This is a genomic window from Methylocystis sp. (genome assembly GCF_051061225.1).
GTDB lineage: Bacteria > Pseudomonadota > Alphaproteobacteria > Rhizobiales > Beijerinckiaceae > Methylocystis.
In genome coordinates this window covers 156,857-179,041 of the sequence record NZ_JBPFEB010000005.1, presented here as the reverse complement: position 1 = coordinate 179,041, position 22,185 = coordinate 156,857, and the positions used below count along the sequence as shown (strand labels likewise).

Annotated in this window: 31 protein-coding genes and 1 pseudogene; 12 read left to right on the top strand and 20 right to left on the bottom strand. The window is 60.6% G+C overall.

Going from position 1 to position 22,185, the window contains the following annotated elements:
* The first annotated feature begins 115 nt into the window (after positions 1 to 115).
* The 3 genes from ACR652_RS01375 (at position 116) to ACR652_RS01365 (ending at position 2,506) form a co-directional block, all read left to right on the top strand.
* Positions 116 to 1,042 carry a 2-oxo acid dehydrogenase subunit E2 gene (locus ACR652_RS01375; RefSeq protein WP_434504843.1) on the top strand — a complete coding sequence of 309 codons (927 nt, stop codon included), beginning with the start codon at positions 116 to 118 and terminating at the stop codon, positions 1,040 to 1,042.
* A gap of 65 nt (positions 1,043 to 1,107) precedes the next feature.
* Positions 1,108 to 1,311, top strand: coding sequence for a GDCCVxC domain-containing (seleno)protein (locus ACR652_RS01370; protein ID WP_434504722.1), 204 nt, complete (start codon positions 1,108 to 1,110; stop codon positions 1,309 to 1,311).
* 73 nt (positions 1,312 to 1,384) lie between these two features.
* Positions 1,385 to 2,506 carry a P-loop NTPase gene (locus ACR652_RS01365; protein ID WP_434504721.1) on the top strand — a complete coding sequence of 374 codons (1,122 nt, stop codon included), beginning with the start codon at positions 1,385 to 1,387 and terminating at the stop codon, positions 2,504 to 2,506.
* Positions 2,507 to 2,655: 149 nt separating this feature from the next.
* On the opposite strand, the gene ACR652_RS01360 is transcribed toward ACR652_RS01365, so the two are convergent.
* A complete protein-coding gene (locus tag ACR652_RS01360; RefSeq protein ID WP_434504720.1) occupies positions 2,656 to 3,432 on the bottom strand; it encodes an OmpP1/FadL family transporter in 777 nt (258 codons plus the stop codon).
* Between the two features lie 539 nt (positions 3,433 to 3,971).
* On the opposite strand from ACR652_RS01360, the gene ACR652_RS01355 reads away from it, so the two are divergent.
* The 4 genes from ACR652_RS01355 to ACR652_RS01340 are packed head-to-tail and all read left to right on the top strand — an operon-like array spanning position 3,972 to position 5,803.
* Complete coding sequence (locus ACR652_RS01355; protein WP_434504719.1) at positions 3,972 to 4,610, top strand: DUF4145 domain-containing protein; 639 nt, start codon at positions 3,972 to 3,974, stop codon at positions 4,608 to 4,610.
* Between the two features lie 25 nt (positions 4,611 to 4,635).
* Entirely contained in the window at positions 4,636 to 5,349 is a 714-nt protein-coding gene (locus ACR652_RS01350; protein WP_434504718.1) for a hypothetical protein, read from the top strand.
* 50 nt (positions 5,350 to 5,399) lie between these two features.
* Positions 5,400 to 5,642, top strand: a complete 243-nt coding sequence (locus ACR652_RS01345; protein WP_434504717.1) for a hypothetical protein — start codon at positions 5,400 to 5,402, stop codon at positions 5,640 to 5,642.
* 23 nt (positions 5,643 to 5,665) lie between these two features.
* Positions 5,666 to 5,803, top strand: coding sequence for a hypothetical protein (locus ACR652_RS01340; RefSeq protein WP_434504716.1), 138 nt, complete (start codon positions 5,666 to 5,668; stop codon positions 5,801 to 5,803).
* Between the two features lie 177 nt (positions 5,804 to 5,980).
* Here the strand turns inward: ACR652_RS01340 and ACR652_RS01335 are convergent, their stop codons facing one another.
* Complete coding sequence (locus ACR652_RS01335; protein ID WP_434504715.1) at positions 5,981 to 6,868, bottom strand: hypothetical protein; 888 nt, start codon at positions 6,866 to 6,868, stop codon at positions 5,981 to 5,983.
* Positions 6,869 to 7,157: 289 nt separating this feature from the next.
* Between ACR652_RS01335 and ACR652_RS01330 the strand changes: the two genes are divergently transcribed.
* The 3 genes from ACR652_RS01330 to ACR652_RS01320 all read left to right on the top strand — a co-directional run bounded on the left by ACR652_RS01330 (position 7,158) and on the right by ACR652_RS01320 (position 8,488).
* On the top strand, positions 7,158 to 7,313 hold the full coding sequence (locus ACR652_RS01330) for a hypothetical protein (protein WP_434504714.1): 156 nt from the start codon (positions 7,158 to 7,160) through the stop codon (positions 7,311 to 7,313).
* Positions 7,314 to 7,554: 241 nt separating this feature from the next.
* Positions 7,555 to 7,956, top strand: coding sequence for a DUF6299 family protein (locus ACR652_RS01325; protein ID WP_434504713.1), 402 nt, complete (start codon positions 7,555 to 7,557; stop codon positions 7,954 to 7,956).
* Positions 7,957 to 8,098: 142 nt separating this feature from the next.
* Complete coding sequence (locus ACR652_RS01320) at positions 8,099 to 8,488, top strand: DUF6299 family protein (protein ID WP_434504712.1); 390 nt, start codon at positions 8,099 to 8,101, stop codon at positions 8,486 to 8,488.
* 85 nt (positions 8,489 to 8,573) lie between these two features.
* Here the strand turns inward: ACR652_RS01320 and ACR652_RS01315 are convergent, their stop codons facing one another.
* From ACR652_RS01315 to ACR652_RS01230, 18 genes are all read right to left on the bottom strand, one after another.
* Entirely contained in the window at positions 8,574 to 8,789 is a 216-nt protein-coding gene (locus ACR652_RS01315; RefSeq protein ID WP_434504711.1) for a hypothetical protein, read from the bottom strand.
* Between the two features lie 215 nt (positions 8,790 to 9,004).
* The gene (locus tag ACR652_RS01310; protein ID WP_434504710.1) at positions 9,005 to 9,211 is read right to left on the bottom strand and encodes a hypothetical protein; all 207 of its coding nucleotides are present in this window, start codon (positions 9,209 to 9,211) and stop codon (positions 9,005 to 9,007) included.
* Between the two features lie 57 nt (positions 9,212 to 9,268).
* On the bottom strand, positions 9,269 to 10,072 hold the full coding sequence (locus tag ACR652_RS01305) for a hypothetical protein (protein WP_434504709.1): 804 nt from the start codon (positions 10,070 to 10,072) through the stop codon (positions 9,269 to 9,271).
* 58 nt (positions 10,073 to 10,130) lie between these two features.
* A complete protein-coding gene (locus ACR652_RS01300) occupies positions 10,131 to 10,964 on the bottom strand; it encodes a hypothetical protein (protein WP_434504708.1) in 834 nt (277 codons plus the stop codon).
* A gap of 214 nt (positions 10,965 to 11,178) precedes the next feature.
* Positions 11,179 to 11,622: a terminase small subunit protein gene (locus tag ACR652_RS01295; protein ID WP_434504842.1), complete on the bottom strand. Its 444-nt coding sequence runs from the start codon at positions 11,620 to 11,622 to the stop codon at positions 11,179 to 11,181.
* A gap of 76 nt (positions 11,623 to 11,698) precedes the next feature.
* Positions 11,699 to 11,914, bottom strand: coding sequence for a hypothetical protein (locus tag ACR652_RS01290; RefSeq protein WP_434504707.1), 216 nt, complete (start codon positions 11,912 to 11,914; stop codon positions 11,699 to 11,701).
* Positions 11,915 to 11,916: 2 nt separating this feature from the next.
* The gene (locus ACR652_RS01285) at positions 11,917 to 13,107 is read right to left on the bottom strand and encodes a tail fiber domain-containing protein (protein ID WP_434504706.1); all 1,191 of its coding nucleotides are present in this window, start codon (positions 13,105 to 13,107) and stop codon (positions 11,917 to 11,919) included.
* Between the two features lie 13 nt (positions 13,108 to 13,120).
* On the bottom strand, positions 13,121 to 13,654 hold the full coding sequence (locus tag ACR652_RS01280; RefSeq protein ID WP_434504705.1) for a hypothetical protein: 534 nt from the start codon (positions 13,652 to 13,654) through the stop codon (positions 13,121 to 13,123).
* 76 nt (positions 13,655 to 13,730) lie between these two features.
* Positions 13,731 to 13,973: a hypothetical protein gene (locus ACR652_RS01275; RefSeq protein ID WP_434504704.1), complete on the bottom strand. Its 243-nt coding sequence runs from the start codon at positions 13,971 to 13,973 to the stop codon at positions 13,731 to 13,733.
* Between the two features lie 155 nt (positions 13,974 to 14,128).
* Complete coding sequence (locus ACR652_RS01270) at positions 14,129 to 14,803, bottom strand: hypothetical protein (protein ID WP_434504703.1); 675 nt, start codon at positions 14,801 to 14,803, stop codon at positions 14,129 to 14,131.
* A gap of 112 nt (positions 14,804 to 14,915) precedes the next feature.
* Positions 14,916 to 18,479 (bottom strand): toprim domain-containing protein, encoded by a 3,564-nt coding sequence (locus ACR652_RS01265; RefSeq protein ID WP_434504702.1) that lies wholly within the window; start codon positions 18,477 to 18,479, stop codon positions 14,916 to 14,918.
* A gap of 136 nt (positions 18,480 to 18,615) precedes the next feature.
* The gene (locus ACR652_RS01260) at positions 18,616 to 19,041 is read right to left on the bottom strand and encodes a hypothetical protein (protein WP_434504701.1); all 426 of its coding nucleotides are present in this window, start codon (positions 19,039 to 19,041) and stop codon (positions 18,616 to 18,618) included.
* Positions 19,042 to 19,110: 69 nt separating this feature from the next.
* Positions 19,111 to 19,305, bottom strand: a complete 195-nt coding sequence (locus ACR652_RS01255) for a helix-turn-helix domain-containing protein (protein ID WP_434504700.1) — start codon at positions 19,303 to 19,305, stop codon at positions 19,111 to 19,113.
* Between the two features lie 195 nt (positions 19,306 to 19,500).
* Positions 19,501 to 20,256, bottom strand: coding sequence for a hypothetical protein (locus tag ACR652_RS01250; protein ID WP_434504699.1), 756 nt, complete (start codon positions 20,254 to 20,256; stop codon positions 19,501 to 19,503).
* Positions 20,256 to 20,507 carry a hypothetical protein gene (locus tag ACR652_RS01245; RefSeq protein ID WP_434504698.1) on the bottom strand — a complete coding sequence of 84 codons (252 nt, stop codon included), beginning with the start codon at positions 20,505 to 20,507 and terminating at the stop codon, positions 20,256 to 20,258. Before ACR652_RS01245 ends, ACR652_RS01250 begins: the two co-directional genes overlap by 1 nt.
* Positions 20,508 to 20,577: 70 nt before the next feature.
* Entirely contained in the window at positions 20,578 to 20,763 is a 186-nt protein-coding gene (locus ACR652_RS01240) for a hypothetical protein (protein WP_434504697.1), read from the bottom strand.
* A 91-nt stretch (positions 20,764 to 20,854) separates the two neighbouring features.
* Positions 20,855 to 21,094 (bottom strand): DNA-binding protein, encoded by a 240-nt coding sequence (locus ACR652_RS01235; protein WP_434504696.1) that lies wholly within the window; start codon positions 21,092 to 21,094, stop codon positions 20,855 to 20,857.
* Positions 21,095 to 21,158: 64 nt separating this feature from the next.
* The gene (locus ACR652_RS01230) at positions 21,159 to 21,347 is read right to left on the bottom strand and encodes an Arc family DNA-binding protein (RefSeq protein ID WP_434504695.1); all 189 of its coding nucleotides are present in this window, start codon (positions 21,345 to 21,347) and stop codon (positions 21,159 to 21,161) included.
* Between the two features lie 98 nt (positions 21,348 to 21,445).
* On the opposite strand from ACR652_RS01230, the gene ACR652_RS01225 reads away from it, so the two are divergent.
* Both ACR652_RS01225 and ACR652_RS01220 read left to right on the top strand, forming a co-directional pair.
* Positions 21,446 to 21,826, top strand: a complete 381-nt coding sequence (locus tag ACR652_RS01225) for an Arc family DNA-binding protein (RefSeq protein WP_434504694.1) — start codon at positions 21,446 to 21,448, stop codon at positions 21,824 to 21,826.
* Between the two features lie 2 nt (positions 21,827 to 21,828).
* A pseudogene (locus tag ACR652_RS01220) lies at positions 21,829 to 22,182 on the top strand (site-specific integrase); the annotation flags it as partial.
* Between the last annotated feature and the right edge of the window lie 3 nt (positions 22,183 to 22,185).

The following is a 22,185-nucleotide window of genomic DNA, read 5'->3' as shown; positions in this document are numbered from 1 at the left end:
ACCCCACCCGACCCCGCCTTCGGCGGGGCTGCGCTCCCCGTAAAGGGGAGGGATTCGCTAACGTCGAAGATTCGTTGCCTGTAATGGCATTCCGCGGGAGACATTCGTGAACGCCATGGCGCGCATCTTCGCTTCTCCGCTGGCCCGGCGCCTCGCCAAGGAGGCAGGGCTCGATCTCGCCGCGCTTTCGGGGACCGGCCCGCATGGGCGCATCATCGAGCGAGACGTGAAAGCGGCTCTGGCCTCCGGAGGCGCGCGCAAGCCGTCCGTGACGGAAGCGCGGCCCGCCCTCGCCGAAGCGCCCTCCGCCGCGACGACGAAGAAGTTCTACGCGATCGACTCCTACGAAGAAGTCCCGCACGACTCCATGCGCAAGGCGATTGCGCGGCGGCTGACAGAGTCGATCCAGACGGTCCCGCACTTCTATCTGGATATCGACTGCGAGATCGACGCGCTGTTGCGGCTGCGCGAGGCGTTCAACGCCGCCGCGCCCAATCGCGCCGATGGGTCGCCGGAATGGAAGACCTCGGTCAACGACTACATCGTCAAGGCGCTTGCGCTCGCCCTGCAACGCGTGCCCGAGGCCAATGTGACCTTCACGCCCGAGGCGATGCTGAAGCACAAGGCGTCCGACATCGGCGTCGCCGTCGCCATTCCGGGCGGGCTCATCACGCCGATCATTCGCAACGCCCAGGCGAAGAGCGTTCGCGAAATCTCCGACGAGATCCGGGAGCTTGCCGGCCGTGCGCGCGAACGCAAGCTGAAGCCGCAGGAATATGAGGGCGGCGTTTCGGCCGTGTCCAATCTCGGCATGTATGGCGTTCGCAGCTTCTCGGCCGTGATCAACCCGCCGCAGTCCACGATTCTGGCGGTCGGGAAGGGCGAGCCGCGCATGGTGGTGAAAGACGGCGCGCCGGCCGTGGCGACGCTCATGAGCGTGACGCTCTCCTGCGACCACCGCGCCGTCGACGGCGCGCTCGGGGCGGAGCTGCTGGCGGCGTTCAAGGCGCTGATCGAGCAACCCATGGGGTTGTTCGCCTGAACGGCGGCGATCTGCGGGCGCATCTGTCTCTTGCGGTCGTCGCCGGCTGCGCGCACACTGCGCCAATGCAGTTTGCCGCGACTCTTACCTGCCCCCATTGCGGTCATGCCGAAGCGCTCGCCATGCCGCGGGACGCTTGCGTCATCGCCTATGATTGCCCCCGCTGCGGCGCGCGCCTTGCTCCGAAGCCGGGCGATTGCTGCGTCTTCTGCTCATACGCCGACGTTCCCTGTCCGCCGGTGCAGGCCTGCTGCGGACGCCGCGCCTGAATCCCATGGACGCGGACGAGAAATCGCGTCATATGCTTTTTAGAGTTCCTCTAAAAAGTCCGGGAGTCTGCCTGTGGCGACGGAAGCTGACGTTCTGAAAGCCCTTGAAAATCTCTATGGACCCGGCGGCGTCTCGCTGGCGCGGGCGGTGAGCGGAATCACCCTGTCCGGCGCGAAGGCCTTCGTCTCGCTGGCCGGCGATCCGGCCAAGCCGGAGGGCTGGGAGATGGCGCGGGTCAACGCCGAAAAGGCGGTCAAGGCCGTGCCGGGGATCGACTCGGCCATTGTGACGCTCACCGCCGAGCGCGCTCCCGGCGCCGCCAGGGCGACGGGGCATGATCATCACCACGGCCATTCACACGCGGCGCCGGCGCAGCCGCAACGTCGTGCCCTGTCGCCAGCGCTGGAGAAGATCCGCTTCATCGTCGTTGTGGCGTCCGGCAAGGGCGGCGTCGGCAAGTCGACGACCTCGGCCAATCTGGCGCTCGGCCTCGCCGCGCAGGGCTGGCGCGTCGGGCTTCTCGACGCGGATATTTACGGGCCGTCCGCGCCGCGTCTGTTCGACCTCCACGACAAGCCGAAGATCGACAACGGCAAGCTCGTGCCGCTGGAAGCCTATGGCGTCAAGGTGATGTCGATGGGCTTTCTCGTCGACGAGAACACGCCGATGGTCTGGCGCGGGCCGATGGTGGCGCAGGCGCTCACGCAATTGCTCAATGAGGTCGCCTGGGGCGAACTCGACGCGCTTGTCGTCGACATGCCGCCCGGCACTGGAGACGTGCAGCTCACCATGGCGCAGCAGACGCCCATCAGCGGCGCGGTGATCGTCTCGACGCCGCAGGACCTCGCGCTCATCGACGCGCGCCGCGCCGTGGCCATGTTCCAGAAGGTGGAGGCGCCCATTCTCGGCATCATCGAGAACATGAGCTATTTCCTCTGCCCGAATTGCGGCGGCCGCTCCGAAATTTTCTCGCATGGCGGCGCGCGCCAAGACGCGGAAAAATTGGGCGTGCCCTTCCTCGGCGAAGCGCCGCTGGACATGAAAATCCGCGAGACCTCGGACTCCGGCCGGCCGGTCGTCGGCGCCGAGCCGGACAGCCCGCAGGCGGCGGTCTATCTCAACCTCGCCGCCAAGGTGAAAACGCTGCTCGAAACGACCAAACAGCGCGCCGCGCCGAATATCGTGGTGGGGTGAGAAAGCCCTCCCTTTTGGGGGCGACCCGCCGTCAGGCGGGGTTGGGCGAGCTGAAATCCAATCGGCCACGGGGGAATCACCACCCGGCGGCCGTCGACCGCCGACCTCCCCGCAAGGGGGAGGCATAAGGATCGCTTGGAACCTTGTGGTTACAGCCGCGCGGGGATCAGCGACTCGTCGCCCTTGCTCCATTTGTAATTGTAGCCGAGCGTCAGCTCCCAGCCCTGAACCCAGGGGGTGATGGTCGCGCGCGGATTGGCGGCGCCGAACGGCAGGCCCGGCTGCTGCGGAATCCACTCGACGCCCGTGAAGGAATTCTTGAAGGCGTAGACGAAGGCGAAGTCGATCGACGAATGTTCGGTGAAGGCCCAGTTCGCGCCCGCCGAGGCATGGTGCCGGTTGATGACCGGCGCCAGAACATTCACCGTCACGGAGCGCCAGCGCAGCGGATTGGTGGTGTAATGGTAACCCGAGCGCAGCGTCAGAGCCGGCGAGTAGCGCCACTCCACTCCGACCGAGCCTGAATCGGTGTCCGTCCAGTCGAAACCCGGTCCGCTGGCCGTGCCCATGGTTTTGTACTGCAGCGGGTTGGACGGATTGCCCAGCGCCGCCACGGCCGAATAGAAGATGTGCCGCCAGTCGGCCATGACCGTGAGATTGGGCAGAAGATCATAGGCGGCGCCGGCCTGAAGATTGGCCGGAATGTCGAAGCGGCCGTAATCCGCCAGAATGCCCCGGTATTTCTCCAGCCGCGTCATCCACATCGGTGACGCCGCCGAAAAGCCCAGACGGAAGCGGTCGGTGACGCCCCAGGTCGCGCCGACACGCGCGCCGCCGCCCCACGACCAGTCATAGCCCATGTCCGACAGCCGGTTCGGATCGGTGGAATAGGGCAGGAAGACCCCGGCGCCCTGAAGGTTGAACATCTGTAGGGCAGGGGAGAAGAACAAATTAAGATAGCAAAATAAAAACAGTTATTTAGATAGAGACCGAAACGGCTCTCGTGTCGCACCGCGTTATCACGTGACTCCAAGGATTTCGGGCGTTTACACGAATTGCCGGAAATTCCGTCCGACATGGATGCGACACGGGTTCGTATCGCGTTCTCGAACGAATCGGCGCTCAATCCCTCACGCCATCAGAGCCTGACAGCCTGCTCGTGCCAGGTCTCCGCCGCACCCATGCCATCGACAGGCCGGCCCCACTACAGGCCCCACTTTCTGCCTGAGATTTGGTGAGAGGGCGTAAGGCGACATGGGAAGAATACAGTTGCCCGACCTCCCCCAGTCTGGCCTATTCCCACCCAAGGAAACAACCGCTCGATTCTGATGTAATTGCGATACTTGGCAGTTACGCAAGAAACCCAGCCTTTGTGGGGGCATTAGCCATATCGACGAGTGATACGAAAAGCCCAGAGATACTCCGAGGCCATTGTCCGACATGTGGCGGAGAACGGCGCGCATACGTGCGCGGTCAACACGCCATCCGTTGGAGCAATGACGAGGCGATGATTGATGGAAGCTCAACTTGCTTCATTTTGGAATGTTGCGGTTGCGAAACGATGTTTTTTCGGAGAGACGAGTATTTTTCAGAGGACGCTTTCCACTATCAGGATGAGTTTGGAGAGCTACAAGTTGATCTTGCAATCAAGACGACATATTGGCCGGCGCCTACAAAGCGAGAAGAGCCCTCTTGGCTTCTAGATGTCGAGCTATCAGACCGATCTCTCGGTAATATACTCTCTGAATTATACGCTGCTCTGAACAATGACCTTCGCGTTCTGGCAGCTATCGGAGCTAGAACATCGTTTGATCGTGCGTCAGAGTTGCTTGGCGTGGATTCCCGCCTTCCCTTTGATCAGAAGTTAGATCGCTTGGTCGAACTTGGCAAAGTCGGCAAAGAGGAGCGCGATACCCTCGACGTCCTGGTGGACGCGGGCAGTGCTGCGGCACATCGTGCCTGGATGCCAAGTTCCGACGAGGTAACTACGATTATGGAAATAGTCGAGGCGTTCCTCCACCGTTCTTTTGTCCTCGGCGATAACCTTAGTAAGCTGAAGGCTGGTGTTCCTCCCAAGCCAGCACGCTCCAAAAAGCCGAAGTGACGCATTCGAGGCTAGGGGTCGAACGATGATAAGTGACGATGATTATTTTGATTTGCCAGAAGACCCTGAACTCGCTTTCCTCAAGCTCGAAAAAGAAGCTCGTGCCGTTCTCGACAAACGGGTGGAAGCGGCGGACGACCATAGTCCTTTCTTTGAGTATTATCAGGAATATATAAATTCAACTCTTGCTGCGGCGCGTGGATTACAGCTCGATTACTTCGACGAGTGGGGAACGCCTCGGAATCGAAACGATATTTACGACACCTATCGGTCATTCTCTCTCGAAGTAGCGAAATACACGATGCAAATTCGCATCCGTCATTCGCGACGAGCGAAACGCTACTCCGTGGCTCTTGACGGTGCGACAAAGCAAAAGATCAGACATCACTTGGCCCAACTTAAGGAGCTTGCCGACCGGCTCGAAATTTCCTCGGCAAAGCGGGAGGCTATCCTCTCAAAGATATTAGCTCTCGAAATGGAGATGGAACGAGAGCGCACGCGATTTGACGTCGTCGCTTCCTTTCTGCTCGAAACCGCAACCGTTGCAGGCGAAATTGGCGAGAAGTTGGAGCCTTGGCGCAAATGGGTTGATTCAATCGCTGGGCTCTTGGGGCGCGCCAAGGAGAAAGATTCACACCCGAGTCTACCTCATCCCGAAGATCACAAAAAGATTGAACCTCCCAAACGGCAATTACCTTCGCCGAAGAACGAAAGCGCAGATGACGATATTCCTTTCTGAGGGTTCCGGTGCGGAGGCCTCAGACAGGCGCGCCGCGTGAGGAATCCGGCATGGGTGAAGAGAACACCGTCTTTACGAAGGCCGAATATCTTGCCGCTCGCGCGCGGTTCCTGAAGAGGATGGCTGCTCGCCAGGCGGCCGAGGCGCTCATCGCCAAGATCATGGCCGGCGCACCGCGCGAGAGCTTCGGGGCCTTCGCGATTTCGTTCGAGGATATTGAGAGGGAGCAATGGATAGTGATGGATTCGCAATCTCGCCCGGCTTCTGGCGCGGAACGCGAGAGGAATTTCTGATAGATCAGCGCCAGCGAGCGACCATGGCGGGTGTCGCGCAATCTGGCGTCGCCGCGCTTGAGATGGACGGAACCGGCAGCCTCGACCTAAAGCTCTCCGTTCTCGAAGCCTTCATGCTTCTCTGCGCGGAGGACGAGGCTATAGAGGCGATGGCCGGGTAGAAGCGCCGAGCGGCGCGCGCCAGCTATTCACCTGCGCACGCAATGCGCCAGCGCACATACGACGCGCTACCGGCTTTAGTCATTGAGGCGATCCGGTGCGCACGCCTCGCGCATCGGGAAGGAGAAGCCGCCGAAGCTGCCAGAGCCTCCGGCGGCTTCTCGCTGGAATCCTCCAGCTTATGGCTCGTCTTTCCATAGGACCGCGTCCTCTCCGAACATTGCGGCATCGGCCAAGATAGACGCGAATTGATCGGACCGAGCGAAAGCATCGAGGTTTTCGCTGACGTGTTTGCCAATCTTCACTCTCTGCGCGGGGGAAATCTTCGACATTGCCGCGGCTGCGTTCTGTGCTTTCTCCCTAAATAAATCGAGCAATCCAGCCGGAACCGTAAATTTGTCGGGCTTCAGCAAACCGTGCTTGACATGAATTTTTGTTCCGTCCCATTGATTTGGTCCATTTTGGATTATGCCGAAGATCATGAACCGACCAAGTTTGGCAAAAGTCATTACCGATCGTTCGGAGCCAACGATATCGAGCGTGACTGCGCCAGTCATGAAACGGTTGAAGTTAGTCGGCAAATTAGAAATGCCTGTCGCGTCGATGGTATCGAAAATCAAAAGATGCTGCTCGAATTGCGCTGGATGCGGCACCTCGTCTTTTAGGAAAGCTCGCCAATGCGCCTCCGCACGATCCATTAGCTCTCTTTGTTCATCCGAATAGGGGGCATTTCTGTTGTTTCCCCTCGCATATTTTAAGACGCGCCAAGACACTGAAACACAAAACTTCAGAAGCCATCCCTCATACGCGATCCGGTATTGACCGGAATGCCAAGGATGAAAGACCTTAGTGGCGAATGCGGTTTCGTATCGGCTAAAATGACCTTCGCAATCGTCGCACAGCCAATGAAGTTTCAAACCATCCTGCACGCGCCGATTAGGATTTTCGCTGTGACGAATATGGCCAGTCCCCGAGCGACTGCGCAGCCACCGATAGACGAACGCCGGCAAAACGTGGCTATCCCCCAACAACTTGTGTTCGCCACAGAATGCGCAGGTCCAATCCATGCAACACACTCTACTTCCACTCCTTCCGATCGCTCAAGGCGCAAAGGCGGGAAAGCGGTTTCCCCGGCCAAGCGATTCTTCTCGCAAGGCAGCGCGCTCGCGTCTAATGCCGGCGCAAAGGGCGGTCACGTGTCCCGCGGCGGCCGGCGGCGAAAGTCTCCCGCATGATCCGCGCTTCCGTCGCATATTCCGTGCTTGGCTCCTCCTCGTCGCTGTGATCCTCGGCGGGGTGATGCTGGTGCTGCTCTAGCTATGAGCGACCGACGTCGCGGCGGCCGAGCTCATTCTGATGCGTGCGCTGTTTGGAGCCGGCACGCCGAGGGAGGCCGCAAACATCAGATTTGCGTTCCCTTACCTCATTCAGGTTACCGATACGAGCGCCTTCGTGATCCTCGCCGCGCCCGACGCGGCACTGATCGTCGCCGTTACATGCGAAGCCGACTGATCAAATCGCGACATTTTCACCGGGCTGTTAAGCCGCGCGACAGCCTATTCCGTCGAGCGGCTCTTGCACAGCGTGAAATACGAGGTGACCTATCCGCGCGCCTACGTGGCCAGCTTGCCCTAGACTAGGAGCGCGAATCGGCTGATAATAAAGGCTCTGCCCAGCGTTCTGAGATCCGGCATATCGCTCCGAGTCGGGCAGCACCAACTGTTTAATCGAAATGCTTTAAAGGAGAGTGGCTATGAGAAGTGTTATCGCCGCAACAGCTTTGGTTTTCCTCTACGATCCCGCTTTTGCGGATGTCACGAGCCTCACCATCGATGATGCGGCGGTGAGTAAAAGCACCGGTATTTCCGTCGAAATGGGCGCAATAACATGTGGAAAAGGTGAGTCAGTTTTAATCACAGCGAACTTGATTCAAGCCAACAAAGTTAAATTTAGCTCTGGCAATGGCTCTACTCTTTTAGTCTGCGATGGTTCGCGTCAAACTTGGCAGATTAGCAATACATCTTTCAATGGAGCTCAAGAAATGCACCCGGGCGAGGCGACTGGGCAAGCAACTGCGTCGCCCTTGGCGTCCGAAAACGGTTTTCCCGTTGTTCAAACTCAAATGATAAAATTGAACGTGAAAAACGTCCCTTAACGCCTTTATTCGCAGGCAGGGAGTCGTTCGCGCGCCGCCTGCGAAATTCTGGCGGCTTTTTATCGTAAATCGCCCGCGCGGAACCTTAGGTCGCATCAATTGCATCCGCATCAGCAAAACCTCTTCAAAAAGGAATATAGCTGTGAAAAGAATCCTCGCTGCAACAGCACTAATTTTCCTCTACAATCCGGCTTACGCGGACGTCGTAAGCCTCACGATCGATAGCGCTGCTGTGAGTAAGAGCTCGGGCATATCCATCGAAGCGGGCACGGTTACGTGCACCGACGGCGATTCGGTTTTTATCTTTTCAACCCTAACTGAGAGCACTAATAACAAATTTAGCTCTGCCAGTGGCTCTACTCTTGTTGTTTGCAATGGCTCACAGCAAAACTGGCAAGTCACCAATACGTCCTTTTACGGCAATGACGTTGGTCCAGGGCAGGCAGTTGGGCAGGCGACCGCATCTTCTCAAATGATCTTTCGCTTAGTTCAAACTCCCATCACGCGGTTGAACGTAAAAAACCTGCCCTAGCTGCAAACGGCATGGAATAAGGACCCCGCTTCCGCGCGATGTCACATTAACTCGCGCGGAGCGCAGGCGTGCCTGAGTCCCAGAACTACATGGACCGCGCGCCGCTCGCAACCAGCCCCCGCATAGCCTGCTCGACGGCCGCGAAGCTCTCCCGCCGGGCGCGATGCTGAGCCGCCGCGAAGCGCAGACAGCGTGACCATGTCCATTGGTCCACGCCTTCGAGTTCGTGCCAGCCTTTGCGTCGGGCATAACGCCATTCCTTCCAGGCCGCGCGCATGATCGCGCCTCGGTCGCAGATCATGGGCGCGCCTTCCGCTCAGCGATGAATCGCTCCACCGCCTCGGCGAAGTCAGGCGCGAGCTTTTTACTGAACGGCAGGAACATCGCATCGGCTCGCCCCTTTTCGAGCGCCCGCCGCCTCGCCGCCCGGCGGGCGCGGGAGGACCATGTGCGGGCGATTTCAGCGCGGCCGCGCTGCCAGCCCTTTTGCTCTTCGTTCTTAACGCGCGCCACAGCTTAGGCCCTCCGCTCGGCCGAGACGCGCTCGATCGCGCGGCATAAGGCGAAGTATTCGCCACGATCCTGCATGGACCATCCACGCAACGCGACCTGATCCTCAAGCGCCGAAAGTCGCTTGCGCAAGTCGTCCTCGCTCGGCAACTCGCCATGGCCGCTTTCGGCGGCCGTCAGAATGATCGACATAGACCGTGCAGGATTCCACATTTTCGCCTCTCCTTGAAAGAGAAGAGCCAGACCTTCTGGCGCGGCCCCTCGACTGCGCTACCGCAGCCACTCGTCCTGTTCCTCGGGGCTCATTCGCGCGAAGGCACGATTGAAACCCTTCTGATCGTTCCCTGCCAGCGCGCGCTCCATACTGTCGTTGCCGCCGCGAGTCGGCTCTTCGGCGCGGGCGCGATCCACATTGGCGCGCCGCACCCCGCTGGCGGGCAGTTTCCCGAAGTCCGCCTCGAACGCCTTGTAAGCCTTCATCAACTGCGCCCGATCGGAGAGCCTGGCGTTGGCCGGATCGCTTGTGACCTTCTTCACATAGGAGTCGAACGCCAGTAGCGCGCCTTCGCCCTTCTCGGCGATGTCCTTCGCCGGACCGGTCAAAAACCGCTCCACTTCGCGCCCCCAATTGCGATTGATGGCGGTCTCATGCTGCTCGCGGGCAAATTCCGCTTTACGGCGCATCCATTCTATATCGCTACGCTTATCCGCGATGGCCTGAAGGCCGTCAGAATACTCACGAGCGGTGATTTCTCCATCGTCGAAGCGTGCGACCAGTCCTGCCTCCTGCGCGTTTAGGGCGGCGAGGCGCTGCGGCAGATCGTGAGGCACATTGGTATCGAGCAAGGGAGTCGGGTCTCGGCGCAACTCATCCTCGTCGCCGCCTCGATCGGCACGAGGGGCGCGGCTGGCGTGCTCCGGCTCGGGCTCGGACCCCCGCGGCGCGCCATGGACGTTCGTCCCGGCGTCGGGGACGAGGGCGCATTCCAGGAGCGTGTCGCCTTCTTCTGCGAGCAGCTTGCGCTCCTCGTCGGTCAAATGGGCCAAGGCGTGCTGGTCGAGTTTGTCGGTCATGGTCTTTTTCCCTTCCGAAATGAGAAGGGGCAGCCGGAACCGCCCCCTCGAACAGTTGCTACGCCGCGCGGATCACAACGCGGTCGCTGACGCCAAGCTCCCTGGCCTGCTCGCCAAGGCGGTTCACTCGGCCGCGAATCTCCTCGGGGCGCTGGTCGTCATTCCCCGCAGCAATCACGATCTCCGTGCGGCCATCTCGATCGCCAGCGCCGGCAAGAGCCGCGTCATGCGATTCAACAACCGTGAAGCCCTTCGCGGCCCAGTTCAGCCGAACCTTGGGATCAAGCTCGCCGCGAGAGATGACCAACGCGACGCGGTGGACAATCGGCCACTCGGGCTCCGGCTCGGTGACGGCGACAGGAGCCGGGTCCGCGGGCGCGGGCTTCCAGATATTTGCGACCGGCAGTTCCGCGCCTGGGCGCAGCACGAGGCTTTCGACGCCGCCCACGACAATCGTTTCGAGGAAGAACGCGCGAGCCCAGGGTTTGCCACTTGCCGGCCGTGCGGCCGTCATGCGGCCATCGGCGACGGCAATGACGACAGACCCTTCCGCCAGCGACACGGGCGCTTCGTCGCCGATCGCCAGCACCGTGTAGCGGCGCGAGAGGGAGAGAAGCTCGCCTGGGGGGAGGCTCTCGGCGATGATGAGCCCGAGCTCGACGCCGTGTTCGGCCCTGAAGAACTGATCCAGTTCATGCGCCCGGAACCCGAAGCTCTCGGCGCTGTAGCCGGGGAGAACGGCGATCGGTATCGGCCTTCCGACGCCGCGCGACAAGGCGTTCGCCTGCACCGCGCGAGAGATGGCCGCCGCCTTATCTCTGCCGCCGATTATCGCAACGCCGTAAGACCCGCCCGTGTTGCGACCGAACCAGCTTGCGAGGCTGTGACGCACGCCGTTCTCGTCCTGGGCCGAAAGACTACAGCCAACCCCATCTGTTGCTGCGGCTACGGCAATATCAGCGATAACAGAATCTCGGTCATCGCCGCTCGGTCCTGCCAAATGATGAAGCCCACCTCGCGGGAGCACGCCCGCAATATCGGTTTCGGCGAAAGAGCCGTGGATGCGCCAATCTCTCGGAAGGTCATTCAACATTGCTACTTTCCTTCTATTCGTCGCTATCTTCGTATCTGATCTTAACTGGCCTGAACTTAGAACCCTGCACTGCTCTGACCAATTGCTGCAAAGGATCACCGTCCACAGTCCCGTGCTTGACGTCTACCTTGTCGCCGAATTTGTTCGGCAAAAGCTTCGAGAGCAACCACTTGCGGCTATCGACTCTCAGGCGGCTGCGGTTGATATGTTCATGATTGGTGTGCTCGACGCCTTCGTCGTCGATGAACGTATCATTCGATGAGTCATCGGCAATCGCGATGATCTCTTCAGCCATCATTTCAGCGCAATCCCGCTTTGCCTTCTCATACATCTCGCGGAACTCTGGCACGGTGCGTATCCAGCTAAATATCGTCCATTTGCTTGGCATTCCGGGCATGGCGGCGATGGCGTCAGACGATTTGCCAGCGGCGAACTCATCGCACACCTTCTGCGCCAGTTCGGGCGTTATATGCGCTTGCGCGGAGGCTTCCGCGTCTTCGCCTTCGTCGCGGTATTTGTAGTCTTCGTCTCGCTCAACTTTTCGATCCTTCTACAAACGCGACGGCGGCGTCGAGTTCGAGGCGGTCGCTTTCGCGCTTATGTTCATCCGGCGTTAGGTCTGAGAGCTTGATGATTTCTCGCACAGTCCTGAGCCAAATCTGCGCTCTCGTGGTGGTCTCGCCATTTCTCCAATTGGAGAACGGAATTACGCTGGCGAGCATGGCGCGAGCGCGTTTCTTGTCGCTCATGGTCAGGCGGCCTTCATCATGATGCTCTTCGGCTGCGGGCGGCGCGCGGCGGTGCGCGCGGGCTTCTTCTCGTCGCCGTCCTTGCCGCCTTTGATTGTCTCGACCTTCTCCGCGAGCTCCTTGACCGCGCCCATGGTGACGCCAAGCGCGTCGACGACATTGATCGACTTGCCGTCGCCGAGCCCGGTCGCCTTCTGGAAGTCCTGCGCGTAGGTGCCGACGTGCTCGCCGCCGTCGCCTTCGCCTTCCTTGTAGCGCCACGCCTCGACCGGCATTTTCTTGAGCGCGTCGAGGATTCCCTTGACCTCGCGCTTGTCCTCCTTGGCGTTCTCGTCGGACATGAACGACATGCGCGAGAGGCCGAAGCCGGCGAGCGAGCCGAGCCCTCCCGCGAGCCCGCTAGTTGTCGTCGCGTTCAATTGGTCTTGCTGGTTCAAAAGATCGACGCGGTTTCCGTAGATGCTGTTCCACGTCTGGCCAGCGTCTTTATATCCGCCCATAGCGCCGCCGTAGCCGGCGTTCATGATGCCCACCCCTTGGAGCCGCGCGGTGTTCGCGCCAATCAGGCCAGCCTCGGCGCTGGAGCCGAGGCCCGATCCAAGTTGCAGGGACGAGGCAGCCTGCGACGGCAGGCCGTTGCCCATGTTGATGGCGTCTCCCTGGAGTGCCGTGGCCTCCTTGCGGAGATTATTGCGGGCGACATTCTGCGCGCCAGCCTGCGCCACGGCTCCCTCGATGTCCGCCGCGCGCTCGATGCCAGCGAAGCGTCCGCTGGCCGGGTTGATGCCCATGGCCGCCATCTGGCGCTGGCGCTGCTGGTCCGCCGCCGCGACGCTGTTCGCAACATCGGCCTTGGCTTCGGCGGCGGCCTTGGCCTGATTGCCGGCGCTGTCCCAATTGTTCGCCTTATCGATGAACTTGTCCTGCAAGGGCAGGAAGATCGACTTGTAGCGCGCGCGATCCTCTGACGCCCACTGGTTGGCGTTGGTCATGCCTTCCAGTTGAGCCGCACCCACCTTGGCGGTGAGCTCGTCAATCGGCTTCTGTCGCTCGTTCTGGATGGCGAACTGATCCTTGGCGAAGGAAAGCCAGTCCTGACCTAGCTGCGCCTGCTGCTGGCCGGCCTGGGCCTGCATCATCGCGGCATAGCCCGCCATCGGATCGGACGCGGCGCTCGAACCTTTCTTGCTCATTTTCGATTTCCTTTCAGCGCGGGTTCGCTGAAACGGCGTTGAAGTCTTCGCCGTCCGCACACACTTGAGGCGCTTTCTCGATAATCTCGCGAATCCCAAGCCCGAGCACTTCGCGGCAGTCCGGGGAGACGATAATGTCCCAAGCCTCCCTGATCTCGTCATAGGAAAGCTCGCCACGGGTTGTGCGCAGGCGGCGCCAGAAGTTGCAGTCATTCGTCCAGCGCATGAAGGCGGCGTGCGCAAAGGCGTCGGTGTTGCTCCAGCCATCGACCTTGCAGCAGTAGGCGCGCTTGCCATCGTCAAGGCGCGTGATTTCGAGGAATAGCTCTTCCATGCCGATGGAATACCATCCGCATTGGCCGATGACGCCTTTGTCGTTGCCGATCGCGGGCCGGACCCTGTAGGCGCGGGCGCGCTCGCCCTGCGGGACTCTGGCGGCCTTCGCCGCGGCGAAGGATACGACGTTCGAGGCTGGCGTTTGCGGCGTGCCGGCGCAGAAGCTTTTCAGTGCGGCTTGCGCGGCGGCGAGGGAAGGCGTATCCAACATGACTGCAATCCTTGACAACTTTGCATCATCGCGACCCCGGCGGCGACAGCCATCGCTGCCGGGGTTTCCTCGCGCTTTATGCGGCTCTGTGGGCCTGCGGCTTGGAGATGATCGTGCGCGCCCAACGGTCGAGACTGAATGGGTAGTAGCCGACGCCGCGCTTGCCGATCCTGACCCATTCAGGGCCTTCGCACTCGCGGTAGCGGAACTGCGTCAATGTGCCCGGCGTGTAAGAGATGCCATGCAGGGCGAGCAGATAGCGGCTCGCCTCGACCGTGTTCAGCAACCGATCGGGATTGGGGGAGGGAGACTGCCGCATATTGCGCTCCGCGTTCGTTTCGCTTGAGCGCATCTCATCACGATTAGCCTTAAATACAATCGTCGGAACAGAACAAACTAATTCGACTAAAATCGATCCAGTAAATTATTCCGCTTTTCTGGGGAGAGGAAATTGGCGGCGCAAAATTGAGCGGCTTATTTTTTTCGCAATGCCTTCCTGATCTCGGCGATCAGTGAGTCTTCAGACGGCCACCATCCATCCACATCGCCAAGAGAATCATGCACGGCGAGGACGAAGCGCGGGAAGGGATGGCGGGATGGATGCTTCGAGTCCATGGTAGTCGAGATACCGATGTCGCCGGCGAGCGCCGACAATTCCCGCACCATGGTCTCCCAGGGTGTGCGCTCGCCCGTGCTCGGCTGATCCTTATCGCCGATAGCGTCGGCAGCCGCGCGTGCCGCCCACGCCATGTCGCCGGCCGCGCGCCACATGTTGTCGAGGCCGATGTCGCGGCTTCCGGTCGAGCGCACAAACTCCGCGAGCACGCTGCGGGCGTAAGTCTCCGCCATGCCGCCTGGCGCGGCCTTCAGGATCGCGTTGCGGAGGGCGAGGAACGCCTCTTCGATATCGGCAAGGCGTCGGACGGCTTCCTTGACGAGAGGCGCGTCACGGGCTGCCGGAGCGGCGGCACGGTATCTGGCCACGATGTTGGTGAAGCGGGCGCGCCGATCGGAGTCGAGGGGCATGCCGGCCCCGGCTTCGATCGCGCTCCAGTCGGGCACCCATGGCGTCGATGGCCTGGTAATCCGAACCGGCAGGCGGCGGAGTGGGGAGGCGCGAGTTTTCCGGTGGGCGGGGGCGGTGCTCATGAGGGGCATTCCCTTTCGGTTAATTGCTACGATCAAGATATGATTATTCCTGGTGTTTCGCGCGCGCGCGCGTTGCGGTGTGGTTGCGGGGCTTGGTTCCTACAACCAAGGGTTAGGCGGCAAGCCTGTCCGGCGGTTCTGGATCGTCCACGATCACGGCATCCTCCACGGTCACGAAAGGCAAGTCCTCGGCGGCGAGGGCCGTAGCGGGCGCTTCCTGCGTGTTCGGAGCGGTGAGGCGGTAGAAGGTGGCTTGGCGCTTCCCGGTCGCGACCTTCTTGCCCTCGATCAGGCCGGCGGCCTCAAGTTCGTCGAGCGCGGCCTTGATCTCCGCCGCGCTAGCGTGACGCTTGAGCCTATCGCGCAAATAGTCGTGAGTGATCAATCCCTGCTCAAAACCGGGACAGTCCGGGGACACTTCCTTAATAATAATATTCTTTAAGGAAGTGTCCCTGCGCGTCCCGGTTTTGGCCTCGGACAAAATGGCGAGAATCCGATCGGCAAGCGCGCTCGTTTTATGCGCGGCCACCGCCTCCTGACCCTCGAACTCGCACAGGGCGACCGGCCCGGCTAGCGCCGCCAGGGCGGCCTCGGGGTCGCCGCCGACGCGCGCCGGGTCGAATGCGCCGTCCTCGATCGCAGCGCCCTCGACGGCGCGCTGGAAGCGGACGCGGGCAAGCTCGATGGCCGGCGGCTGGATGATCTCGGCGACGGAGCCGGACGCCGGCTTGCGGTCGCTGTCGCGCTGCAACGCCTTCTTGGCTGCTGCCTCGTTGCGCCACAGCGAAGGATAAGCTAGCGCCATGGTCGCTGGCCGCTCGAAGGTAAACCCGCCTGCGGCCGCCATCTTCTCTTCCGGCGTCTGCAGCGGGGCGGCCGGGAAGAAGTTGTCTACCGGAATGTCCAGCGGCACATCGTTGAACACCACGATGTCGAGGGGCTCGTGGGCCTTCCGATTGACACCGCGCCCCCGGCCGATGGCCTGAGTAATCTCGTCGACGCAGGAGGCCCGCACGAGGGCGTCGACAAGCGGGCTTGGGTGAACCCATGTCGTGACCCATTCCTCGACCACGCGGCCGTCCCTGAGCCTGCGCAGGCGCTTGCGGCGTCCCTTCCTGAAAAACTCGCCGTCGCGGACGGTAAGGTCGGGGGCGGCGCCCGTCAGGATGCCAAGCTGTTCCTCGTAACTTGCCGGTGATCCAAGTTGCCTGCCCAGGATGACGACAAGGCGAGCGTCTCCATATTTGTTGCTGCCGCGGATGTTCCCGAAATGCTCGACGCCGATGTTCAGTTCAGGGTCAAACTGAAATTCCTCGGATTCCTCGACTGCCTTGTAGGTGACGACAAGAGTCTTGCCGCCGAACTTTTTGGCAAGGCGGATGATCCGGTCGCGAGCCTCGATCCGGTTCTTCTTGCGCTCTTCCTGCTGTTTTTCCGTCGGCTTGTCGCTTGGGCATAGCTGGTTCATCGCGTAGGACCGGCCTTCGGACTGATGAACGGTCTGATATGGAGCATCAACCCTGACGACGCCGAAATTCTGCGCGAGGCCGCCAAGATATTGGTGAAGCAATTCCGGCTTAAGGTCGGCGTCAATGAAGAGCTTTGGCGTGATCAGATAGTCCATATGGATTTCGTTGCGCTTATGGATCACAAGCTCGCGATGGCCGGTCTTACGGTTCTTCGCGATCTTCAAGAGCCCGGAACGCTCGGGACCATCCTCACCTAGCAATTTCGCGATGGCGGTGAACATATTCACCCTAGCGCGAACGAACCTATTAATCGTGCGCAGACGCCAGTCCTTCTGTTCGTTCTTCCTGATCACGAACTTCCATTCGTCGACGGCTGCGGCCACCATCATCTCGCTCGTGACGCCGAGCTTTGAGAACGACTCGCGCCTGACATATCCAAGCGGTTCGTCCTTCAACGCCTCGAATACGGCGCGCCGCGCCAGATGAAGGTGGTGCGCGATTGCCGATAGCTCGTCTACTACATTGCCCGGCGCTTTTGCCTTCTTGGACCCTCTCTTCTTTTGGGCCATCTCGCCGTCGATCTCGTCTATGGCGATCTTTCTTGTGTTGCTATCGCTTGCGATAGCGGGAATGAAATCCTCGTCAATGACGACGGCGGCGACGCCATTCGTGACATCCCCCCTGTCTATAGGGACATACTTCTCGGAGATTTGCTTTAGGATAGGCCGAAAAAGCAGATGGTGCGAACTAACAACAACGTCGATATTGATAACTCTGAATTGGTCGATATACGGACATCCGTCGCGATGCGGACAATCCTTGTTGCAGACATCATCTTCGCTTAAAAGCTCGGTCGCTTCCTCGTGCTCTTTCGCGATCGCGCACATTTTGGGGCTTTTTTGGTCGTCGTCGAACGGGTCTATCTTTACCTGACGCCCCTTTATGACTTTGACAACGAACTGATCCTTATATCCTCTCCGCGCAAATTCTTCCCTTATGTCGTCTACGATCTCATGGGACAGCATGTGGTTCGGCACGAGATATTGCACGACGCCTTTGTTTCCGTCGCGGCGAAGCTCCAATGTCAAATCAACGAGAAACCGTATTGCCGTCTTCGATTTGCCGACGCCGACATCGGGAGAAAACAGGTAGAAGGGAATTTGTCCGACAATCTCAAATTTGTTCCAGCGTTTGGCGTCGGCGAACATCTCGCAGATGACGGATGTTGTGATCCTGCGGGCTTCGTCCGCGGTCTCGAATCTGACGACGCCGGTCTGTTCCCTCTGATTGCTCTCCTCAGCGTTTATTCCGCCGCCCTGCGGGTCGTTTCCGTCGGGGACTGGCGGGAAGAAGCAGTCCATAACCGCGAGGGGGCCGTATATGGCAGCGTAGTCGTTCCAATCGCTCGGCGCTTTGTAGTCCTCATCCTCGACGATGCGCGCCTGGTATTGCTGGCGATCGAAGGGCGGGATCATCTCCTTGGTGCCAACAAACTCGGCGACCTTCTCCGCAGCCTCAATGCCGGGATTGAATCCGCGCCTTATCTCGGTCCCAAAGTCGTCGTCGGCCGCGACGACGATCTCTGCACCCGGATGCAGTTCCAGCAGCTTCTCGGCAACCGGCATGAGATTTCCGGCGTCGAAAGCGACGACCACCGGAATCCCGGTCGTCTCGAACAACGTCGCGCCCGTGGCGTAGCCTTCACAGATGATGAGCCGCTCGCCAATCTCGCCGATGGTGAAATAGGAGCCGCTCATGGGGGCGTCTTTCTCAAACAGCTTTTTGCCGCCCGGAAAGATACGCTGGATGTTTACGGGCGCGCCGTCGCGATAGACCGGGACGAGCAGGGTGTTGCCAGACTGGCGTAAGCCATGCGCCAGGACGCCCTTGCGCGTCAGGTAGGGGTGATCGTTCTTGGCGGGTCCGGCGGCGCTCCAGCGCCTGCCTACGCGGGCTATGGCGGTGGCGCGCTCCGCCTCCTCGATGCGCTCACGCTCGGCTTTCTCTGCCGCGTAGCGGGCGCGGTCGGCGTCCGACAGCGTGCGAACGCCACGCGCGTTCCACGTGAAGTAAGAGTTGGGATCGCGGTGGCTCTTGGCCCAACCGCCCGGAAACTCGCCGTCGTAGAACCTATATTCGCCGGCGTCGTTGCGCTTGTTCTTCGGATCAACTGAGAAGCGGTGCTTCTTGCCGTCGGCGATGATCATGCTCGGCGCGCAGCCGAGACGCCTCTCTATCTCTCTTTGAACGCCCCTTCAGGATCAGCACACGGGACGGCGCGGTAGTGGTCGTCTTCGATCTCAATGTCGTAAGGGTCGAACCAGTCGTCGTTGTTGAAATTGGTCACAGCGCGCCCCCTTCGGGAGAGGCGATTACGCGCGGGGCGGCCGGGCCATCGCTGGACGACGTGCTCGCCAATGCGGCCTTGGCGGGCCTGCGGGCGGGCCTGCGGACGGGCCTACGCGCGCGCGCCAAATGGCGAGGGGCGAAGGCGCGCTTGGCGGCCGCGACGCGACGGGCGGCAATTTTCCGGCGCAGCGCGATCGCTGCGTGGTGCTGCGCGATCACGACATTATGGCGCCGGATTTCATCTCGGCATTGCTCGATGCCGGACTCGATCTGAGCCTTGATGGCGGCGTCGGCCTCGACGGCCTTGGCGGAGTAGATTTTGTGAAGCTCGCTGAAATAGGCGCGCCAGTATTTTGCTTTGGCTATTTCGACGGAATCGACACCCTCGGATTTGCGCGGGGGCGCGTTTGTGCTAAACATTTTTCGTTCTTTCTTGTTGCTGCGAAATACTCCCCCGGATTGCCGTCCGGGGGTTTCGCGTTTTACGGGTTAGGCGGCAGCCGGAAGTCCTTCGGACGCGATGCGCGCAACCTCCTCGTCGGGGATCGCTGTGCATCCACCCATTTTGATGGTCCTCACGCGCCGCTGTGCGATCCACCTGTAAACACTCGGGACGCTAACGCCCCAAGCCTTCGCGGCCTCCGGAACGCGCCATGCCTTGCGGACTGTTGATACGGCGCTCATGCGATCATCTCCTGTATTGCGATCGATTGTTGCTGATTGGCTGTGAGAATACGCCTTGCTGAGTCGGAGGCAAGATATTGTGTCGAATATTAACAGGCAGACAGTGTGTGGAGAAAACCAGCTCCGAATTTACGGTATCAGTAAATCGAAAAAAGTAAGGCCAGCCGTTGCTGGCGAGCCCTTGGTGGCGGCGGCTTAGGCGGCAAAAATTCCCGGCCGCACAGCCGGATGGTTCCTTTTCAGGAACGCCCGGATAGACGCTCCTGAGAAGTTCTCGAAAGACGTGTGCTCGTGCTCGGTATCTTCTTCCTGATAGGGCTCGTATTCGCTCATCCACGCAGCCAGATCGGTGACGGCGGGCCAGATACGGGAGTCTGCCATCAGCAGTTGCGCGTAGCGCCACGCATAGGTTTCGAGCGCGTAACGGAAGTATGGCGAGCGGTCCAAAACGCTCTTTCCGATTTTAGAGATGCCATCGTGGTCGCTTTCCGACGAGAAGAGCGTCCTGATCGGGAGCTTTCTCTCCAGGCAATACATCCGCTCGGCGGCGGGGCCGGCGGCGATGGCTATGGCGGTCGCGGCAAGGACTGGCGCATAAGCGCGGCGCCTGGTGAGGCTGGCGACCTTTCTGACCTGGCTCGTGGTCCTGGAGGTGTGCCCGAACGACGCAATGGTGGCCTCGCCGGGGTTGTATTCCGCGCAGATTTGAATGCCGCCTCGGCCGATGCCGAGACCGAGCACGTAGAAGGCGACCGTATGGCCGGCCTCGTGGATGCAAGTGACTTCGTTCGCCCACATAACAGCGTGGGGGGCCTGCTTCTCATCGGCAAACATGCCGGCGTGGTAATCGCAAAAGGCCGGGCGCGGCGGCTCTGATGTGAAGCGCGCAATGCGCTCTCGCTCCTGTGCGATGAATGACTCGAATGCGTCTTTGACGGCAGCGGTCTGCATCACGCCGCCTCCCTTTCGAGAACGCCCGTCATAACGAGCAAGCGCCGCCGGAGCACGATCTCGGGCTCCGCAGTCGGTTCTGAAATCGCGATCCTGAGAAGCAGCACGGAGCGTCGCATCTCAAGCTGGCGGGCCTGAGATTTGCCGGCGGCGGTGCGCGGCAGGCTCCAAACCTCCCTCGAAAGGGCGGCGTAGCCGTCGACCAGACTTTTGATAGTGGGGGCGGACGATGTATGCGTGTCGTAAGTCATAACCAAGCCTCTTCCTTGATTGTGGCTAGGGCGTCCGACGCGCTTGAGACCGCACCGGACGCCCGCTTTCTCAGGCGGCTTTATTGGCGATATTCCATTTTCCCCAATCAACAACATCTTCATGATCGACAGCCATCGACTGGCCCAGCGCGGCGTTGATCGGCTCGATAACGATCTTGTCGCCAACTTCAGTCATCCTCACGCGGACGGTGACGATGTGGCCTTCGGACTCGTTGCGCTCTTCGTTATTTGACATTGTCTTTCTCCATTTACGTGATGTGCGCCGCAGACCCCGGCGCTGGGGATTCCTTCGGCTCGCCTCGGCCTTGGGCGTCTGGTGAGCCGCCTTACGCGGCCTCCTCATCTTTTACGGAAGGCGTAACTGCCCGAACTTCGCGCTCGGCGATGAACGCCAGGAGGACTGACTTGCGGGCGTGAATGCCAGCGCCGAGGCGGAACACAGGAAGCTCTCCACGTTCGATCAGGTGATATACGCGACGGCGTTTCTTTGGGTCGCCGAAGAGGAAGACGGCGATTTCGTCCGCGCCATCGAGCACGTCGCCGGCGATGTTGTTTTCCTGAGCCATGGCAAACCTCTCCCGATCGCCGCGAATGTCGGCGTCTAAGTCCTCGAACATCTGGTAGCTGGCCTTATTCAGCCGAGCGGGCGGCCCCTCGGCGCGAGGCTTTCGCCTTGGCCTCGTTGGCGACGAAGTTCCTGAAGATGTGCACGGCCTCCTGATTGAGGCTGCGCACATTGTCCTCCGCGCGCTCCTTTAGAGCAGCCAGCAGCGTAGCCGGCACGCGCAGTCGAATGTGGATAGTCGGCTCCCGTGACATATGCCCTCACACCAAAATGGCACACTGGGTGCCTGTATGTGCCTAGACATATGACAGGGTTCGGCCTATGTCAAGAACACTATGTGCCGGAGTGTGCCATGACGGATGAGGGCGAAAAGAGACGGCGGCCTTGGGATAGGGCAACACCGAAAGAATCGGGCGAAAGGCCAGGGCGGCCGTGGGAGAAGACGGGACCGGAATCGGACGACAAAGACGAGACGCACATGCGCATCCGCGTGCCGGGCGCGCTGCGGCAACAGCTTATCGCGCTGGCCGAACAAAACGGACGCTCGCTCAACGCCGAAGTGGTCGCGCGACTCGTGGCGTCTTTAAGAGATAACCGTGAGCTTGAAGATGTGGTCAGGCTCGCGGATTACCACGGTAAGCGGCTCGACAATCTCGAAAACGCGATGCGCGACGTATTTGCTCGGCTCCTGCCGGGTGAGAGGTTTTTCAAGCCTAAAAATAGAGAGGATTGAGCATGTCAGTCCGCAAACGCCAATGGATAACAGGGCAGGGCGAAAACCGCGAAGCCTGGGTCGTTGAATATACGGACGCGATCGGCAAGCGTCGGCGGAAGACGTTCAAACGCAAGAAGGAGGCCGACGCCTACGACGCCAAGGTGCGAGTCGATGTTCGAGCCGGGGTGCATGTAGCGGACTCGGCGTCTGTGACGGTCGCGGAAGCTGCGGACCTATGGCTTGATGCGTGTCGGAACCGAGGGCTCGAACGCACGACGATTGCTCTATACGCCGACTACTGCCGGTGTCACATTGTCCCATTCCTCGGGAAGACTCGCCTATCCAGCCTAACGCGCGCCGCCGTCCGCGACTTCGAG

What these genes read in the sequence shown, in the direction of transcription:
- ACR652_RS01260 (WP_434504701.1), bottom strand. Translation starts at nt 19,041, where the DNA reads ATGTTTAGCACAAACGCGCCCCCGCGCAAATCCGAGGGTGTCGATTCC.
- ACR652_RS01330 (WP_434504714.1), top strand. Translation starts at nt 7,158, where the DNA reads ATGCGTGCGCTGTTTGGAGCCGGCACGCCGAGGGAGGCCGCAAACATC.
- ACR652_RS01265 (WP_434504702.1), bottom strand. Translation starts at nt 18,479, where the DNA reads ATGATCATCGCCGACGGCAAGAAGCACCGCTTCTCAGTTGATCCGAAG.
- ACR652_RS01235 (WP_434504696.1), bottom strand. Translation starts at nt 21,094, where the DNA reads ATGGCTCAGGAAAACAACATCGCCGGCGACGTGCTCGATGGCGCGGAC.
- ACR652_RS01240 (WP_434504697.1), bottom strand. Translation starts at nt 20,763, where the DNA reads ATGTCAAATAACGAAGAGCGCAACGAGTCCGAAGGCCACATCGTCACC.
- ACR652_RS01230 (WP_434504695.1), bottom strand. Translation starts at nt 21,347, where the DNA reads ATGTCACGGGAGCCGACTATCCACATTCGACTGCGCGTGCCGGCTACG.
- ACR652_RS01340 (WP_434504716.1), top strand. Translation starts at nt 5,666, where the DNA reads ATGGCGGGTGTCGCGCAATCTGGCGTCGCCGCGCTTGAGATGGACGGA.
- ACR652_RS01350 (WP_434504718.1), top strand. Translation starts at nt 4,636, where the DNA reads ATGATAAGTGACGATGATTATTTTGATTTGCCAGAAGACCCTGAACTC.
- ACR652_RS01255 (WP_434504700.1), bottom strand. Translation starts at nt 19,305, where the DNA reads ATGAGCGCCGTATCAACAGTCCGCAAGGCATGGCGCGTTCCGGAGGCC.
- ACR652_RS01285 (WP_434504706.1), bottom strand. Translation starts at nt 13,107, where the DNA reads ATGAGCAAGAAAGGTTCGAGCGCCGCGTCCGATCCGATGGCGGGCTAT.
- ACR652_RS01250 (WP_434504699.1), bottom strand. Translation starts at nt 20,256, where the DNA reads ATGCAGACCGCTGCCGTCAAAGACGCATTCGAGTCATTCATCGCACAG.
- ACR652_RS01360 (WP_434504720.1), bottom strand. Translation starts at nt 3,432, where the DNA reads ATGTTCAACCTTCAGGGCGCCGGGGTCTTCCTGCCCTATTCCACCGAT.
- ACR652_RS01290 (WP_434504707.1), bottom strand. Translation starts at nt 11,914, where the DNA reads ATGAGCGACAAGAAACGCGCTCGCGCCATGCTCGCCAGCGTAATTCCG.
- ACR652_RS01325 (WP_434504713.1), top strand. Translation starts at nt 7,555, where the DNA reads ATGAGAAGTGTTATCGCCGCAACAGCTTTGGTTTTCCTCTACGATCCC.
- ACR652_RS01310 (WP_434504710.1), bottom strand. Translation starts at nt 9,211, where the DNA reads ATGTGGAATCCTGCACGGTCTATGTCGATCATTCTGACGGCCGCCGAA.
- ACR652_RS01315 (WP_434504711.1), bottom strand. Translation starts at nt 8,789, where the DNA reads ATGATCTGCGACCGAGGCGCGATCATGCGCGCGGCCTGGAAGGAATGG.
- ACR652_RS01305 (WP_434504709.1), bottom strand. Translation starts at nt 10,072, where the DNA reads ATGACCGACAAACTCGACCAGCACGCCTTGGCCCATTTGACCGACGAG.
- ACR652_RS01280 (WP_434504705.1), bottom strand. Translation starts at nt 13,654, where the DNA reads ATGTTGGATACGCCTTCCCTCGCCGCCGCGCAAGCCGCACTGAAAAGC.
- ACR652_RS01335 (WP_434504715.1), bottom strand. Translation starts at nt 6,868, where the DNA reads ATGGATTGGACCTGCGCATTCTGTGGCGAACACAAGTTGTTGGGGGAT.
- ACR652_RS01245 (WP_434504698.1), bottom strand. Translation starts at nt 20,507, where the DNA reads ATGACTTACGACACGCATACATCGTCCGCCCCCACTATCAAAAGTCTG.
- ACR652_RS01345 (WP_434504717.1), top strand. Translation starts at nt 5,400, where the DNA reads ATGGGTGAAGAGAACACCGTCTTTACGAAGGCCGAATATCTTGCCGCT.
- ACR652_RS01375 (WP_434504843.1), top strand. Translation starts at nt 116, where the DNA reads ATGGCGCGCATCTTCGCTTCTCCGCTGGCCCGGCGCCTCGCCAAGGAG.
- ACR652_RS01270 (WP_434504703.1), bottom strand. Translation starts at nt 14,803, where the DNA reads ATGAGCACCGCCCCCGCCCACCGGAAAACTCGCGCCTCCCCACTCCGC.
- ACR652_RS01370 (WP_434504722.1), top strand. Translation starts at nt 1,108, where the DNA reads ATGCAGTTTGCCGCGACTCTTACCTGCCCCCATTGCGGTCATGCCGAA.
- ACR652_RS01275 (WP_434504704.1), bottom strand. Translation starts at nt 13,973, where the DNA reads ATGCGGCAGTCTCCCTCCCCCAATCCCGATCGGTTGCTGAACACGGTC.
- ACR652_RS01225 (WP_434504694.1), top strand. Translation starts at nt 21,446, where the DNA reads ATGACGGATGAGGGCGAAAAGAGACGGCGGCCTTGGGATAGGGCAACA.